General features: G+C 69.3%; 9 protein-coding genes and 2 pseudogenes. 9 read left to right on the top strand and 2 right to left on the bottom strand.

The genetic code is table 11. The features are described from left to right. Positions 1 to 65: 65 nt before the first annotated feature. From ACZ7OY_RS00825 to drmB, 4 genes are read left to right on the top strand one after another with little or no spacing between them, the layout of a single operon-like run. Positions 66 to 4,811 (top strand): DEAD/DEAH box helicase, encoded by a 4,746-nt coding sequence (locus ACZ7OY_RS00825; RefSeq protein ID WP_471909397.1) that lies wholly within the window; start codon positions 66 to 68, stop codon positions 4,809 to 4,811. After that, the gene (locus tag ACZ7OY_RS00820; protein WP_471909396.1) at positions 4,808 to 6,712 is read left to right on the top strand and encodes a UvrD-helicase domain-containing protein; all 1,905 of its coding nucleotides are present in this window, start codon (positions 4,808 to 4,810) and stop codon (positions 6,710 to 6,712) included. The genes ACZ7OY_RS00825 and ACZ7OY_RS00820 overlap by 4 nt, the downstream gene beginning before the upstream one ends. Further along, the gene (locus tag ACZ7OY_RS00815; protein WP_471909395.1) at positions 6,709 to 9,963 is read left to right on the top strand and encodes a helicase-related protein; all 3,255 of its coding nucleotides are present in this window, start codon (positions 6,709 to 6,711) and stop codon (positions 9,961 to 9,963) included. The genes ACZ7OY_RS00820 and ACZ7OY_RS00815 overlap by 4 nt, the downstream gene beginning before the upstream one ends. Next, a complete protein-coding gene (gene drmB / locus ACZ7OY_RS00810; protein ID WP_471909394.1) occupies positions 9,960 to 11,825 on the top strand; it encodes a DrmB family protein in 1,866 nt (621 codons plus the stop codon). Before ACZ7OY_RS00815 ends, drmB begins: the two co-directional genes overlap by 4 nt. Positions 11,826 to 12,015: 190 nt before the next feature. Here drmB and ACZ7OY_RS00805 read toward each other — a convergent pair. Then, positions 12,016 to 12,549 (bottom strand): annotated as a pseudogene (locus tag ACZ7OY_RS00805) (ATP-binding protein); the annotation flags it as partial. A 69-nt stretch (positions 12,550 to 12,618) separates the two neighbouring features. On the opposite strand from ACZ7OY_RS00805, the pseudogene ACZ7OY_RS00800 reads away from it, so the two are divergent. The 5 genes and pseudogenes from ACZ7OY_RS00800 to ACZ7OY_RS00780 all read left to right on the top strand — a co-directional run. Next, positions 12,619 to 13,137, top strand: a pseudogene (locus ACZ7OY_RS00800) (DUF5753 domain-containing protein); the annotation flags it as partial. A gap of 2 nt (positions 13,138 to 13,139) precedes the next feature. After that, a complete protein-coding gene (locus tag ACZ7OY_RS00795) occupies positions 13,140 to 13,364 on the top strand; it encodes a DUF397 domain-containing protein (protein ID WP_471910336.1) in 225 nt (74 codons plus the stop codon). 42 nt (positions 13,365 to 13,406) lie between these two features. Continuing rightward, positions 13,407 to 13,709 (top strand): hypothetical protein, encoded by a 303-nt coding sequence (locus ACZ7OY_RS00790; RefSeq protein WP_385523958.1) that lies wholly within the window; start codon positions 13,407 to 13,409, stop codon positions 13,707 to 13,709. Between the two features lie 230 nt (positions 13,710 to 13,939). Next, on the top strand, positions 13,940 to 14,389 hold the full coding sequence (locus tag ACZ7OY_RS00785; protein ID WP_471909393.1) for a hypothetical protein: 450 nt from the start codon (positions 13,940 to 13,942) through the stop codon (positions 14,387 to 14,389). A gap of 116 nt (positions 14,390 to 14,505) precedes the next feature. Next, positions 14,506 to 15,015: a levansucrase gene (locus ACZ7OY_RS00780; RefSeq protein ID WP_471909392.1), complete on the top strand. Its 510-nt coding sequence runs from the start codon at positions 14,506 to 14,508 to the stop codon at positions 15,013 to 15,015. A 125-nt stretch (positions 15,016 to 15,140) separates the two neighbouring features. On the opposite strand, the gene ACZ7OY_RS00775 is transcribed toward ACZ7OY_RS00780, so the two are convergent. Further along, a complete protein-coding gene (locus tag ACZ7OY_RS00775) occupies positions 15,141 to 16,493 on the bottom strand; it encodes a DUF445 domain-containing protein (protein ID WP_471909391.1) in 1,353 nt (450 codons plus the stop codon). Positions 16,494 to 16,511: the final 18 nt, after the last annotated feature.

Below are 16,511 nucleotides of genomic sequence, written 5' to 3'. Positions count from 1 at the left end.
ACTTCATGCCCGACTGTGTCGTCCCCTTTACGCCATGCCGTCCACAACAGGAGCCGTGAAGAAGCATGTCCGCTTCCCCGCTTTCGGTCATTCCCACTGTCGTCGAACAGTCGTCTCGCGTCCTGCAGACCTACGAGGTCGACCCCGGACTCGTCCCGGAACACGCCAACGGAGAACGTCGCATCACCCAAGGAGGGTATGGCGACCGGCAGCTCTTCGAACTCGTGCAGAACGCGGCCGACGAGATCGCCGCCGAGCCCGGTGGCTCCGTCCAGGTCGTTCTCACCGACACGCACCTCTACTGTGCCAACGAGGGCGCCCCGGTCACTCCCGAAGGTGCGGAGACCATCCTTCGAATGAGCATGTCGCGCAAGCGAGGAGGGCAGATCGGCCGTTTCGGCGTGGGTGTGAAATCTGTTCTGGTCGTGACAGACACCCCGCAGTTCTTCAGCAGCTCCGGCTCCTTCGGGTTCGACCGCGAATGGGCACTCGGGAAGATCCTTTCGGTTCCCGGCGTGCGGGAGCGCCTGGGTGAGCGGTTCGAGGCACCGGTGCTTCGTATGGCACGTCCCCTCGACGCGGATGCGGAGCGGGCTCAGGACCCCGTCCTCGACGAGTTGCTGGGTTGGGCCACGACCGTCGTCCGCCTGCCGTTGCTCGACGGAGCCGCCGGCCGATTGGCGCTGGACATGCACGGCGGTCGCACGACCGCCGGATCGGCTCGCGAAGAGTTCCCGCTCGGGTTCCAGCTGCTCTCCCCGCACGTGGCGAAGGTCGTCCTCGAGGACCGTCGACCTCGGCCGGCCGTCCGGCGCGTGCTGAAGAGCGAGCAGTCCGGTGACCTGCACACCGTGGTGGAGGAGAGGACGGGAAGGTCGGCTTTCAGCACCCGTTGGCGGGTCTTCTCCACCACGCACGAACCCGGTCCGGCAGCTCGGGCCGACGCCGGCGAACTGCACGATCGGCTCACTCTGGACCTCGCCTGGGCCGTTCCCGCGCTGGAGAAGGACGAGAAGAGTGGCCTCTACGTCAGCCCCCAGGCCCGGGGACGGGGACGCTTCTGGTCCTTCTTCCCGACGAAGTACGAGATGTCCCTGAGCGGCATCCTCAACGGCGCCTGGAAGACCAACGAGGACCGACAGAACCTGCTCGACTCCTCGCCGTTCAACGAGGAGATGGTCAAGGTCTCGGCGACGCTGGTGATCGACTCCCTCACACGCCTGGCTCCCGCCGAGGACCCCGCCGCGTACCTCCCGCTGCTGCCCGGCCGGGTGAAGGAGGCGATCAGCTGGGCCGACGAGTTCCTGACCCGAGAGATCTGGGAACGGGCGGCCGTCCGTCCGTCGCTGCCCGACCAGGAGGGCGTGCTGCGCGTCCCCACCGAGTTGCTCGTCGCCCCGCGCCTCGACAAGGACAAGAACGCAGGCTGGCTGCGGATGTGGCACGAGGCCCCCGGTCGCCCGTCGAACTGGCTGCACCCGAACGCCGAGGCCGACACGCTGCGTTCGGGCAAGGTCGAGCACATTCTCGGTGCGGCCGGTCACCGGCGGGCGGGCGTGCGCGAATGGCTGGAGGCTCTGGTCGCGTGCGGCGACGCCGAGGCGTCCGCCACGGCGATCCGCATTCTCGCCGACATGATCGAGAGCAGGTCGCCGTACGCCGAGGAGGCCCGCAAGGCCGAGATCGTGCTCACCGAGGAGCACGGCCTCGTCGCCCCGGTACCTGGTCAGGTGTTCCGGCGTACGGACGAAGGCGGGCTGCGTGAATCCCTGAAGTACGTGGTCGGCGAGATCGCACAGAACCCGAGGCTCGTCTCCGCCCTCGACCTGCTCGGCATCCGCGAGGCCGACGTCGAAGGCCGGTTCATCAGCGTGCTCGACCAGGGCTTCGACGGCTACGCGGACGCCGAGTGGGAGCGCTTCTGGGACCTGTTCCGACAGGCCGGCGGTCGCCGTCTGACCCACACCGTGCTCCAGCAGGTGCCGAACGCCCGCGAGACTCTGCGGGTACGGACGGCGGACGGGAAGTTCCGACCTGTGCGCGACTGCATGCTTCCGGGTGCGGTGGTCGACGCGAGGCGCGACCCCGGCATCGCTGTCGATGTGCGGTTCCACTCCGACGACCTCGCTTTCTTCCGCGAGATCGGCCTGCGTGAAAGACCGTCGGGCTCGATGCGTCCGGAGGGCGAGGCCTGGTTCGAGGAGTACCGGGAAGCCGTCCACGCTTCCTACCTGCGCGCACCGGACGCCCCTCGCGTCGGCATCAACAGGATGAAGGTGGAGGGGTCCCCGATCGGTGGTCCGCTGCACCTCTTCCGGTCGCTCTCGCAGGAATCGCGCGCGGCCTTTCTGAAGGCGCTTCCTGACGAGGCCGTGGTGGACAACTGGACGCGGCAGATCGGCGCCCAGACGAGCACCCGCAGGGCCGTGGTGTCCCCGATCCGCTGGATGCTGCGGAAGTACGGGTCCGTCTCCACCTCCCAGGGCATCAAGCCGTTGGGGGAGGCCGTCGGACCCCAGCTCGCCGCCTACCGCGATGTGCTGCCGGTCGCCGACATCTCCCCGGAGAAGGCTCGCAAGCTGCGCCTGCCCATCACGGTCGACGAGGTCCCGGCCGAGCACTGGGAGACCCTCCTGTCGGAGGTGACCCGGAGCGAGGACGACGCCTTCGTGGGCAACACCTACGTGATGCTGACCCGATTCGACGCGGCCTTCCCCGAGGACTCGCTGACCCGCTGCCGGATCGGCGACACCTGGGACACCCGCCCCGACGACGAGATCACCGTCGCGGTCGGCCCTACCGAGTACCGGGCACTGCGCGCGGAACAGCTTCCCGCCCTGCTGGTGGCGACCTCTGAGGACGCCGAGCTGATGATCGAGAAGTGGGGCATGAAGCGGTACGCCGATGCCATCACCCTGGAGACCCGCGAGGTCCCGGACGGCGACCCGGTCCCGCTCGTGGAGCTGTACCCGGCCCTGCGTCAGCGGTTGAACAACGGCAACCGGAGCACGGTGATACAGCAGTGCACCGAGTTGGAAGAGGTGACCCGGACCCTGAACGGCGTGAAGCCCCGGCCTCTCGACGCGGTACGCCAGGGCGGCACGATCAAGGTCCGCGTCCCCTTGGCCCCCGAACCCATGCTCCGTCTGATCGACCGGGAACTGGAGCTCGGTCTCGGTGCCGCCGGCTGCAGGGCAGTGTTGGACCACCAGGAACGCATGGCACGTGACGCCAGGACGAAGGCGGGCCGGCAGGCCGTGCGCGACGCCGACGACGTGGTCACCAAGATCGAGCTGCTGATCGGCGCGGAAGCCCTGCGCACCGGGCTGCCCGACGGGCTGATGGACGCCGAGCTGCAGGAGAGCGACGGCGCCGAGCCCTCGGGGCACCGGATCGCGCAGATGGCCTTCAACTCGCACGGTGACGGTGTGCTCCAGGAGCACGCCCGCGACATTCAGGCCCGCTTCCCCGACGCGCCGGTGGCCTACGCTGGTTCGCCTGCCGCCGTGGCGTTCGTGTCGGACCTGAGACTGCCGGTGGGCTTCGCCGGTTCCAGGACTCCCTCACCGCCCTCCTTCGAGACGGTGGACGGCCCGCGGGACTTTCCTCGTCTCCACGACTACCAGGAGGACCTGGTCCGCAACATCACCACCCTGCTCGACCGGCTGGCCCCGCAGCGCGCCATGCTGTCGCTGCCCACCGGCGCGGGCAAGACGCGGGTCACGTCCGAGGCCGTGATCCGCTGGGTGAAGCGGGTGGGTGACCTGGGAGGTCCGCTGCTGTGGATCGCACAGACCGAGGAGCTGTGCGAACAGGCCGTACAGAGCTGGAAGTTCGTGTGGAGCAGGGTGGGCGCGGAGCGACCGCTCACCATCAGCCGGCTCTGGAGCAGTCACGAGGTGGGGAACGTGGTCGATCATCCGCATCTGGTGATCGCCACGGACGCCAAGCTGGAGCGATGCCTGAGCACCGACCAGTACGCCTGGCTGCGAGAGGCCGCGCTGGTGATCGTGGACGAGGCCCACACCGCCATCTCCAAGCGGTACACCGGAATACTGACGCAGCTGGGGCTCACCCAGTACCAAACCGGGCGGCATCTGCTCGGGCTGACCGCCACCCCCTTCCGCAACACCAACGAGGAAGAGACGAGCAGGCTGGTCAACCGCTTCGGCAACCGTCGCCTCGATGAGGGGGTCTTCCCGTCCGGCGATCCGTACCGGGACCTCCAGGAATGGGGAATGCTCGCGCAGGTGGAGCACCGCACCCTGGAGGGTGGCCGGATCGAACTGAAGCCTGAGGAGAAGGCGCAGGCCGACCGGATGGCGACGCTCTCCCGCGCCGCCGAGCAGCGGCTCGCCGACGACCACGCACGCAGCCGCCGCATCGTCGACGAGGTCGCCGCTCTCCCGGAGAATCCGCCGACTCTGCTCTTCGCCACCTCCGTGGATCACGCCAAGTACCTGGCCGCCATGCTCAACGACCGCGGGATCCCGTCCGCCGCCGTGGACTCGACCACCAGCGCGCAGGACAGGCGTCGGCGCATCGAGGACTTCCGTGCCGGACGTATCCAGGTCCTCACCAACTACGGCGTCCTCACACAGGGGTTCGACGCTCCCTCCACGCGTGTCGTGGTGGTGGCCCGCCCGGTCTACAGCACCAACGTCTACCAGCAGATGATCGGCCGAGGCCTGCGTGGACCGAAGAACGGCGGCGAAGCCACCTGCCTGATCCTCAACGTCAGCGACAACATCGCCAACTTCGACACCCAGCTCGCCTTCACCCAGTTCGAGCACCTCTGGAGCAGAAAGTGACCGACGCCTACCTCGACAGCCCTCCGCTCACCGACGAGCAGCGGGCCGTGGTCGAACAGCCCTGGGACGCGCGTGTCCTGGTCACCGCCGGAGCGGGCGCGGGGAAGACGCACACCCTGGTGCGCCGGCTCGACGCGCTGTGCGGCGACGAGAGCCCGGACGGGGCGCTGGAGGCCGCCGAGATCCTGGTGCTCACCTTCTCCCGGGCCGCCGCCCGGGAACTGCGCGAACGGATCTCTCGGCACGGGGAACGGGCCCATCGGGTGCGGGCCCGGACCTTCGACTCCTGGGCCTACGAAGTGCTCCTCCAGACTCATCCGGACGGCGAGTGGGGATCGGTCGGATTCGACGAGCGGATAGCCGCCGCGACCCGTGCGATCGAGAAGGGCGCGCTGGAGGTCGGCGACGCCGTACCACCCGCGCATGTCGTGATCGACGAGGTCCAGGACCTGCTGGGGGCCCGTCGCGAACTGGTGGAGACCCTCCTCGACCGGTACCAGGACAGTTGCGGATTCACCGTCGTCGGGGACGCCGCCCAATCCGTGTACGGCTTCCAGATCGCGGACCTGGACGAGCGTGCCGACGAAACCGGTCGGTTCTTCGACTGGCTGCGCTGCTCCTACCTCGACGACCTGGTGGAACTGCACCTCACCCGGAATTTCCGGGCCACCACCGCCGAGGCCCGGGTGGCACTGGCGCACGGCCCCCGGCTGCAGCAGCTCACCGACCCGGACGAGGCGGGAACGCTCTACAACGAGCTGCGCGACCTCCTCCTGGACCCGGCGAACGGCATGGGCGGCCTCGACGACGGGTTCACCCTGGACGGACTGCGGGACCTCCCCGACACCTGCGCGATCCTCGCCCGTGACAACCGGCAGGCCCTCGTAGTCTCCGGCCTGCTGCACGCCCACGGCGTCGAGCACAGGCTGCGGCGCCCGCTCGAAGAGCGTCCGGTGCCGTACTGGGTCGCCGAACTGCTCCGCCGCACGGAGGCGACCGGTCTCACCGAGGACCGGTTCCGTGCCCTCCTCTCGGAGATCCCGCTCCCCTACGAACCGAACGCCGGCGCCCTCTGGACGGTGCTGCGTCGAGTTGCGCGAGGAGCCGGGCGCAATGTGCTCGACCTGGACCGGCTGCGCCGCGCGGTCGCGGACAGCCGGTTCCCCGACGAGGCAGCCGACCCGGAGACCGCCCGGATCGTCGTCTCCACCGTGCACCGGGCCAAGGGCCTGGAGTTCGACCGGGTGATCGTCCTGACCCCGCCGACCGTCGCGGACCTCCAGAAGCGCCACAAGGACGAACTCGATCTCCCCGCCGAGGCTCGCGCTCTCTACGTGGCGATGACCCGAGCCCGCCACGACCTGTACCACGCGCCCTCTCCCGAACTGCCGCATTTCAGGAATGCGGGGCATCGGCAGGGTGGTCGTCGTTTCCTCGGGACGTGGCGGTCGTACGACAGGCTCGGGATCGTCGCCGAAGCGGGCGACATGAGCCGGGACGACCCGCCCGGCCACGAGACGGACGCCGTCGCCACCCAGAGGCATCTCCTGGAACAGGTCCGCTCCGGCCAGGAAGTGGTGCTGCGCAGGCGGCACGACGTACCGATGGGCGAGACGCAGAGCCCGCCGTACGTCCTGCTGCACGACGGGCGGGAGATCGGCGAGGCCTCGCAACGGTTCCGCGAGGAGCTGTTCCAGGTACAGAAGGTGAACCGCACCTGGGACCCCTGGTGGCCCGACGAGATCCACGACCTGTGGATCGACACCCTGGAGACCGTGACGGGCAGCACCGCCGCCGGTGCCAACGCGGGGCTCGGTGACCGGGGTGTGTGGATCGCCCCACGGATCACCGGCATCGGCCGGTACCGGAGAGCCGACGACAACAAGGAGCAGAGCTCGTGACACAGACATCAGGTCGGCACTCCGAGCACTATCGGGTCCGGGACGAGGAGCTCCTGACGGGACTCCGTCGCGAGCTCCTCGGCCCCGCCGAGGACGCCGAGCCGGACGACCGGGACGAAATACTCACCCAGGACGCGCCGATCGATCGCTATCTCACCGGCGTGCTGTATCCGCGTGCCGCCGACAAAGCCGCGCAGAAGCGGAAGGACGAGGACGTCGCCGAACAGGAGGGCCTGGACGTCACGCCTCTGCTCCGCCGCGACGACGTCGAGGATTCCGGTACGGCGCAGGACGTCGGTGCCGCGGCGGACCGTCGTCCTTCCTCGATGGGCCTGACCTTCGCGGTCGACCCGGGCATAAGCGACACGATCGTGGTCTCGGCGCGCGCCGCTGTCTACGAGCCCACAGACGCGGACGGCCATCCGATCCCGGCCCACCGTGCCGAGGCCCGTACCACCGCCGACCAGCGGGAGCATTGGCGGCGCAAGGAACTCGAACTCCCGGACTTCGAGGTCGACGTCACGACGCCCGACAGCGACAGGCGCAAGGAGCTCGACGACAGGGTCCTACTGCGAGTGAACGTCCGTCGCCCCGACCCCACCACCGGCACGGTCACGATCACGGTCACTCTGATCAACACGCAGAAGGTCGGCGAGCGGGATCTCCAGGATGCGTTCTCCCTGTTCCAGTGCGGTCTGACGGTACAGGCCGCCAACGGTTCCACTGCGTTCGTCGAACGTCCTGCCCCGGCCGCCGCCCATGACCCGGAGATCGCCACCAGTCGGCTGCTGCACCGCCACGCCCCGACCTTCGCCGTCGGTCACGGCTGCTCCGCCGAATGGGACTGGACCCCGCCGCCGATCGGTGTGACCGACCCCGTTCCGGCCGCGGTCACCGAGGTGCGGAGCGAGTTCGTGCCCACCGTGGAGGTGCTGCTCACCGACTCCAATCCGGAGATCGACAGCTCGGCGCTGTCCATGCTGGGGCTGGCGGAGAGGTCCGACGCCGAGGTGCTGGCCGCCCTGGAGAAGCTGGCCATGGGCTACGACCTGTGGATCGACCGTAAAGCCATCGAGGCGGCGGCCCTGACGGGCAGTACGCACGAGAAGCCCGCTTCGATCCAGGTGGAGGCCTGCAGCGAGGCTCTCGACCGGATCCGTGAGGGCATCGAGCTGCTCCGGACCAAGCCCGACCTGATGAGGGCGTTCCGACTGGCCAACCGCGCCATGGCCGAGCAGCGCGCCCGCAGCGCCTGGGTGAAGAGCGGGCGCGTCGGCTCCCCCGATCCGGCCGCCGGCCGCTGGCGCCCCTTCCAGATCGCGTTCGTGCTCCTCTGCCTGGCCGGCATCGACGATCCCGGGCACCGCGATCGGGAGGTCTCCGACCTGTTGTGGTTCCCCACCGGTGGTGGCAAGACGGAGGCCTATCTCGGGCTGATCGCCCTCACGTCGTTCCTGCGTCGCATCCGCAAGGGCGCGCACGGCGGCGGCGTCACCGTCCTCATGCGCTACACGTTGCGTCTGCTCACCCTCCAGCAGTTCGAGCGCGCGGCGATCCTGCTCTGCGCCATGGAAGACATGCGACGCCGCACTCCCGAGCTGGGCCGGGAGGAGTTCTCCGTCGGCATGTGGGTGGGCCGTTCCGCCACCCCCAACACACTGGCCGAGGCGAGCCTGAAACTCGACGAGCTGCAGCGGACCCTCGGCAAGCGCCTCGCCACCGAGAACCCCGTCCAGTTGCACGCCTGTCCCTGGTGCGGGACCCGCCTCGACGCCCGGGACTACAACGTCGACGAGGACGCCAGGCGGATGAACATCCGCTGCCCCGGTACGGGCTGCGACTTCGCCGACGGCCTGCCCGTCCACCTGATCGACGAGGCGGTGTACGACGCCCGTCCGACGCTGGTGATCGCCACCGTCGACAAGTTCGCCTCGATGCCGTGGCGTCCGGCGACCTCGGCGCTCTTCAACCGCGACGACCCGAACGACGCCACCCCACCCCCGGAGTTGATCGTCCAGGACGAACTACACCTGATCTCAGGCCCGTTGGGAACGCTCACCGGCCTCTACGAGACCGCCGTCGACGCGCTCGCCGACCGCCCCAAGGTGATCGCGTCCACGGCGACCATCCGTCGCGCCGCCGACCAGGGTCGACATCTCTTCGCCCGCGGCGTACGGCAGTTCCCGCCTGCCGGCCTGGACGCCCGCGACTCGTGGTTCGCGGTGGAAACACCGCGCGAGGAGAAGGTGAGCCGCCGCTACGTCGGTCTCCTGGCCCCCGGCACCAGTCAGTCCACCCTGCTGATCCGCACGTACGCCACTCTGTTGCACCGGGCCAAGCATGCGAAGACCGACGACGAGGTGCGCGACGCGTACTGGAGTCTCGTCGGCTACTTCAACAGCCTCCGACTGCTCTCCGCGGCCGAACTCCAGGTGCACGACGACGTGGTGGCCTATCTGGAGCTGCTCGCCGAACGGGAGGGAGTGGAGGTCCGCTCGGTCGCCAACTACTCGGAGCTGACGAGCCGGATCGACGCCAGCGAGATCCCCACCCGTCTGAAAGGCATCGAGAAGCGACTTCCCGACGAGGACACCGTGGACGTCCTGCTCGCCACCAACATGATCGCGGTGGGGGTCGACGTGGACCGCCTCGGTCTCATGGCCGTGATGGGCCAGCCGCAGACGACCGCCGAGTACATCCAGGCCACCAGTCGGGTCGGCCGCGCGTACCCCGGTCTGGTCACGGTCATGCTCAACTCGTCCCGCTCCCGGGACCGTTCACATTACGAGAGTTTCCAGCACTTCCACTCGGCCTTGTATCGCGAGGTCGAGTCCACCTCGGTCACCCCGTTCTCCGCCCGCGCCCGCGAGCGGGGCCTGCACGCGGTGATCGTCGCTCTGGCCCGCATCATGATCCCGGCCGCCCGGCCGAACGACGGGGCCGGCAAGGTCGATTCCTACGAAGACGTGCTCCGGGGCACCATCAAGTTCGTGCTCCTGGAACGCGTCCGCGGAGTCACCCCGGAAGAGACCGAGGCCGTGTCCCAAGGCTTCGACGAGTTCGTCGACTGGTGGTGCGAGGAAGCCGACATCCACAGCGGCCTGCTCTTCGAGCCCCTCCGAGGCCGTCGCACCCCCTCGCTCCTGAAGGCGTACGACGACGAGACCGAGGATGCCCAGGCGTGGTCCACGCTCTGGAGCCTGCGCGACGTCGACGCCGAGTCCGCCCTGTTCATGGAGGGAACCCGATGACCCCACCCCCCGCCCGCCGTCGCCGGACCGGTGCGAACGGCGCCGCCCCCGCCCACAGCTTTCCCCGACGCGGCACGGTCCGCCGCGCTCAGGCGATCACCACATACGGTGTCGGATCGCTCCTTGCCGTCGACCACGAGTCCTTCGTGGTCTCGGGCCTGGACGGAGCCGACCGGAGCTGGAGCTCCGACGAATCGCCGCGGATCCACGAGAGACGCCTAGCCCGACTGCTCGACGTCAAGTACTTCAGGCTGCCGCCCGCGTCCGACGACACCAGCAAGGACGGGCTGCGGGTCCGACGATTCCCCCTGATGCACTCCTGCCCGGAGTGCACGGAGCTGCAACGGCACCAGGACTTCAACCCACCCTCCGGTCGAAGCGTGTGCGGCACGTGCGAAGTCGATCTCGTGCCCTCCCGTTTCGTCGTTGCCTGCGAGGCCGGGCACCTCGACGAGTTCCCGTACCGGCAGTGGGTGCACCGCTCCACCGAACGCGGGGCCTCGACGGTCGGGTCGTGCGGCGGGAAGCTCAGGTTGCGCTCGTCCGGGCGGACATCCTCGCTCCGCTCCATCCTCGTCTCCTGCACCTGCGGAAAGGCCTCCGAGGTCTCGATGGAGGGTTCCTTCCGTAGGAACGCGCTCAAGGATCTGGGGCTCAAGTGCCAAGGCACCCGACCTTGGCTCGGCGCCTCCGCTCCCGCCCAGGAGTGCGGGCTGCCCCTGCGGACGCTCCAGCGCGGTTCTTCGGCGGTGTGGCAGCCGGTGCTGAAGTCCGCGCTCTCCATCCCGCCGTGGAGCGACGGTCGCACAGATCCGCTCGCCGAACACTGGGAGAAGCTCCGGAAGTACGACGACCGCACGTCCGTCGGGATCTATCTCGATGCCGTTTTCCCCGAGAGGTGGCCCATTTCCCTCGATGAAGTGATGACGCTGCTCGATGCGGAACGCGAGGAGGACGCCGACGGTGAGACGGCTCCCACCTTCGACCATCGCTACCGCGCCCTGCGCAACAAGGAGTACGAGCGTCTCCGCTCGGGCAACGAAGAGAGCGAGCAGTCCCACGACGAGCAGTTCGTCTGCGAGACCCCGCTGGGCGACCAGAGTGTGCTCGGTCCGCTCGGTATCACCGGTCCGATGCTGGTCAAGAAACTCCGAGAGGTGCGCGCGCTGAAGGCGTTCACCCGACTCGCCGATCCCGACTCGACGACCGATTCGAAGGAGATGCCCCTCTCTTCGTCGCCGATGCTCTGGCTCCCGGCCATGGAGGTACGCGGTGAGGGAGTCTTCCTCCGTCTGGACGAGGACCGGCTCGGCACCTGGGAGAAGGCCGTGGCGGTGGCGGCCCGGGTCGAGCGGATGCACACCGCTCACCAGCGCGTGCTGGACCAGCGGGCCGGCGACCAGGGCCAGGCCGTGCCCTCTCCCGCCACACCTCGCCTGGTGCTGCTGCACACGTTGGCCCATATCCTCATCAACGAGTGGAGCCTTGAGGCCGGATACCCTGCCGCTTCTCTGCGCGAGCGCCTGTATGCCGACGACGACATGGCCGGAGTACTCGTCTACACGGCGACGAGCGACTCGGCAGGCAGTCTCGGCGGTCTCGTGGCGCAGGGCGAGCCGGAGCTTCTCGATCGCACGGTGCGTTCGGCCGTCCACCGCGCCGAGTGGTGTTCCTCGGACCCGCTCTGCGTGGAGACGGAGATGTCCGGCGCAGGCGGAGTCAACCTTGCCGCCTGTCACGCCTGCGTGATGCTCCCCGAGACGAGCTGCGAGCACAACAACATCCTGTTGGACCGCGCGCTGCTCGTCGGCACCCCGGAAGATCCTGACCTGGGCTTCTTCGCGGACATATCAAGTCTGTAGCGTCCAGCTGGCAAGCACGCCGAGCAAGCAGTGGCTACCGCCCTGGTGCAGGGTCACCCCTCCCAGGGCAAGGGGTCGGGCGGCCCGCGCGAGGCACTTCCGCTTGTCGCGCGCGGGCACGCCTCCAACGGAGTCCCAGGGTGAGTGCCGGGACCGACGAGACGATCAGTTCGTTTCAGCAGTCCGGCTCGGCATCGCAGCGAATCTGGGCACGGTCCAACGCCTCGTCCACGTCGCAACCGTGCGCACGGAGCCAGTGGAGGAAGTCTGCGATGACCGTCCCAGCCTTCCCGGGCCGGGCGGGAAGGGCGGCTTCGTACCTGTGTAGAACTCCATCAGTGCTTCCGCCCGTTGCACTCCGGGACCCTCCACGTGCCCGTTCGGGGACATGAGTCCCGTCGCCAGCTCGCACCAAGTGGTCTTGCGGTCGACCTGAAGCTGCACTCCCCAGCGGGCGGCGATCGCACCGACCAGGGCCATGCCCCGCCCGCCCTCCGAGTGGATGTCGGCGTCGACGAGGGTGGGCAGAGCTCGCGTGTCGGTCGATACGCAGATGCACCCCGCTCATGGAGACCGAGAGTATGGCCGGGGTTCCGGGTCCGACGTGCCGGATGACATTGGACGCCAACTCGCTCACGCAGAGCTGTGCCGCGTCCGCGATTCCATGCAGGCCCCAGATGCCCAGATGCAGCCGCACGACCCCACGCAGGGCGGCTACCTCCATCGGCTCCGCCGTGAAGGGGAGGTCCCAGCGTTTGCGCTTCATGCATGCTTCCGGCTCCACGTCAGGTTCCGCCAGTACCAGTGCGAGTTGATCCCGGGGCTCATGCAGACCCACGCCTATGCCTCCGAACTCCACAGGGCCGGTGCGCACATGGCCTTCGAGGACATCGAAAGGGCCGTACAGGTACGCATGGAGCGCCAAGCCATGCTGACGCGCCAGGACGCCCTCGAAGCCTGGTTCATCGTGTACGAGGGAGCTCTGCGCAAGGTGATCGGAGACCGGTCGTTGATGCGGGACCAGATCGAACGCGTCCTGGAAAGCGCCCGGTTGCCGGCCGTAACCCTTCAGGTCCTTCCGTTCGACTCGGGCACCTGCCCGGTGACGGGCTCCTTCACCATGCTGGGCTTTCTCGCCCCGGAGGACCCGGACCTCGTCTACCGGGACGGCATCACCGACGCCGTATACCTGGAGGGCGAGCATCATGTCCGTGAGTACGAACGAGCCTTCGACGGCCTACGGGCGGCAGCCATGAGCCCACAGCGCTCGACCCGGCTGGTCGAAACGGTCCTGAAGGAATACGCAGGTTGAGCATGGTGGCGGACAGTGGGAATCCGGTGTGGTTCGCATCGTCGTACAGCAACGGGGCGGGCGGGGAATGCGTCGAGTGCGCACTGACCGGGGACGGCACCGTCGTGCGCGACTCCAAAGATCCGGAAGGACCGGTAATGACCGTGAGCCGTGGGGCTTGGCGTGCCTTCGTGGCCGGACTGGCACGACCGCATCCGGTATGCCAGGGGGCAGGTCCGTCCAGCTGAGCTCGGGCGTTAGCCTCAGGGGGGGCAAATGAGGAGGTAATCATGGCGAAGGTTCCCAGTGCGGTGGTGGCCGCGGGTGGGCTCGTCGGTGGGTACGGGGTGGCCCGGTGGACGAAGAAGCGGCAGCTCGGTGGGGCCGTGCTGGCCGTGGCCGGGGTCGCGGCCGCCCGGCAGTGGCGGGAGCAGGCCGGCGGGGCGGCCGCGGGTGCGCTGAGCGCCGCGTACGTCGCCGCGTTCGCCGGGTCACACCCGCTGGCCAAGAAGGTGGGCGCCTGGCCCGCCGTGTTCGGAGTGGCGGGGGCCGTCGCCCTGGCGTCCTGGGCCGTCGCCGACCGGCAGGCGTGAGGCGGTACGGCCACCCTGCCTAGTGGGTACCGGACCTCGCCGACCGGCAGGCTTGAGGCTGCGCGGCCGCGGCGCCCGGCGGGTGCCGGCTGTCGCCGACCGGCAGGCGTGAGGTCGGCGGCGCGGGCACAAGCCCGGCGTCGGCCGCACGGCAGGTGCTGGCAAGAATCCGTTGATCTCTGGCACTCCCGCCACTTCTGTGCCAGTGGGGCGCCGCCTACCGTCGGGGCGTGAACAAGTTCCTGCTCGCCGTCCATGTCCTTGCCGCGATCGTCGCGATCGGGCCCGTCACCGTCGCCGCCAGCATGTTTCCGCCCGCCGCGCGCCGGGCGATGGCCGCGCCGGACGATCCGCGGGCGGTGGAGACCGTACGGCTGCTGCACCGGATATGCCGGGTGTACGCCGTCGTAGGCGTCGCCGTTCCCGTGTTCGGGTTCGCCACGGCGAGCAACATGGGGGTGCTGGGCAGTGGCTGGCTGATCGCTTCGATCGTGCTGACCGCGCTGGCCGCGCTCGTGCTGGCCGTGCTGGTGCTGCCCCGGCAGGAGGTGCTCGCCGAGGGCGGCGGGACGCGTGAGGCGACCGTGCGGCTGGCCATGTTCACGGGGATGTTCAATCTCCTGTGGGCGGCCGTGACGGTGCTGATGATCGTCCGGCCGGGGTCCACCACGGGGGTCTAGGCCAGGCCAGGCCTGGCCTCTGTCGCCCGCACCCGCTTCCCCGCCTTCCGGGGGACGCCGGGCACACCCCCGGGCCCGCTTCCCGCGGCCGGAAACGGCGTCCTAGGATCCCGCCCATGAACGCACAGCAGGAGCAGTCGGCACCAGGTGCCTATCTGACTTTCGTGGAGAGACAGTTGACCGCGGACGGATGCACGACGCGGTGGGAGGACTGGGCCGGGGTGTCCGTGCTCGTCGGGCGGCGGGCCGAGTTCAGGATGCGCTGGATGGCGACGCGGCTGCATCTGTTCACGGTGGCCGCCACCGTCCCGGAGATAACCGTGCCGGTCATCTCGGACTTCACCGACCATGTGATGCGGTACGCCAAGGACACCAAGGGCGGTCTGCCGGTCGGCATGCAGACCGGCATCGGCGCCTTCCCGCTCCTGGTCAGCGACCGGGTCGATCCGGCCGCCGTGCAGTGGGCGGAGGCGCAGCAGCGGGTCAGGTTCGCCTGCATGACTCGGCCCGTCGTGGTCGACAGTTCCCGCCGGTACGTGGGGATGTACCGCGGCAAGCCGGTCCTCGGGCGCGTCTACGCCTCGTACTTCAACGAGAAGGGCGCACTGTACTTCCACGGCCAGTGAGGACGGCGCAGTCTCAACTCCATGGCCGGTGAGGACGGCGCAGCCTCACCTCCATGGCCGGTGAGGACGGCGCAGCCTCACCTCCATGGCCGGTGAGGACGAGAAGACCGGACGGCCCGCCCGGCCTACGCTCCCAGCACCCGGGACAGCGTGTAGATCGCCAGGCCCGCCAGGGAGCCGACCACCGTGCCGTTGATCCGGATGAACTGGAGGTCGCGGCCGATGTGGGCCTCGATCTTCTTCGTGGTGTGGCGGGCGTCCCAGCCCGCGACGGTGTCCGTGATCAGGGAGGTGATCTCCTTGCGGTACGTCGTCACGACGTGCACCGCCGCGCCCTCCACCCAGCTGTCGACCTTCTCCTGCACCTTCGGCTCATGGGCCATCCGGGCGCCCAGCGTCAGCAGCGAGGCCCGCACCCGCAGCCGCAGCTCGCTGCGCTCGTCCTCCGCCGCCGCCACGATCATGGACCGTACGGCCGTCCACGCGGACGCGATCAGGTCCTGGACCTCGCCGCGGCCCAGGACCTCGCCCTTGAGCCGTTCGACCCGTGCCCGGGTGTCGGTGTCGGACTGGAGGTCGGTGGCGAAGTCGGTGAGGAAGCGGTCCAGGGCGCCGCGGGCCGGGTGGGAGGGCATGTCGCGCATCTCGGTGATGAAGCGCATCAGCTCCTTGTAGACGCGCTCGCCGACCTTCCGGTCCACGAACCGCGGGGTCCAGCCGGGCGCGCCGCCCTGCACCGCGTCCATCACGGAGTCTCCGTGCAGCACCAGCCAGTCGTGCGCGCGGGCCACCACGAGGTCCACCGCCCGGCGGTGAGCGCCGTCGCCGACGATCCGCTCCAGCAGTTTCCCGATGCCGGGCGCGATCTCCTGGGCATCGGCGCGGCGGGTGATCGCCTCGCTGACCACCGCCTGGACGTCGGAGTCGTGCAGCACGGTCAGCGCACCGCGCAGGGCGGTGGCCAGTTCGGACGTCACCCGGTCGGCGTGCTCGGGCTCCGCCAGCCAGGTGCCGAGGCGGCTGCCGATGCCCACGGCGCGCAGCCGCTGTCGTACGACGTCCTCGGAGAGGAAGTTCTCCCCGACGAACTCCCCGAGGGAGACGCCCAGCTGGTCCTTCTTGTTGGGGATGATCGCGGTGTGCGGGATGGGCAGGCCGAGGGGATGGCGGAACAGGGCGGTGACGGCGAACCAGTCGGCGAGCGCGCCGACCATGCCGGCCTCGGCGGCCGCGGCGACGTACGCCGTCCAGGCCCCGGCACCGGAGTGCCGGGCCCAGGTGGCGAGGACGTAGACGAGGGCCACGAGGAGCAGCAGACCGGTCGCGGTGAGTTTCATCCTGCGCACCCCGCGCCGCTTCTCCTCGTCGGCGGGGCTGAAAGTGGTCATCGTGCGCCGGCTCGCGGCGGGCGCCCCCGCCTCGACCCCTTCGGCCCCTTTGGTCGCTTCGTCGATTTCGCCCTGATTCGTGACGTTCATCCACTCCACCCGTTCGCT

This window comes from Streptomyces sp. NPDC107559 (genome assembly GCF_055657365.1).
Note: the sequence above shows the minus strand (reverse complement) of the source record. Positions and strands in the feature narration are given on the sequence as shown.

Bases quoted from the DNA above. Each gene is read 5' to 3' on its own strand.
- ACZ7OY_RS00775 (WP_471909391.1), bottom strand. From the start codon at position 16,493: ATGAACGTCACGAATCAGGGCGAAATCGACGAAGCGACCAAAGGGGCC.
- ACZ7OY_RS00795 (WP_471910336.1), top strand. From the start codon at position 13,140: ATGGTGGCGGACAGTGGGAATCCGGTGTGGTTCGCATCGTCGTACAGC.
- ACZ7OY_RS00825 (WP_471909397.1), top strand. From the start codon at position 66: ATGTCCGCTTCCCCGCTTTCGGTCATTCCCACTGTCGTCGAACAGTCG.
- ACZ7OY_RS00780 (WP_471909392.1), top strand. From the start codon at position 14,506: ATGAACGCACAGCAGGAGCAGTCGGCACCAGGTGCCTATCTGACTTTC.
- ACZ7OY_RS00790 (WP_385523958.1), top strand. From the start codon at position 13,407: ATGGCGAAGGTTCCCAGTGCGGTGGTGGCCGCGGGTGGGCTCGTCGGT.
- drmB (WP_471909394.1), top strand. From the start codon at position 9,960: ATGACCCCACCCCCCGCCCGCCGTCGCCGGACCGGTGCGAACGGCGCC.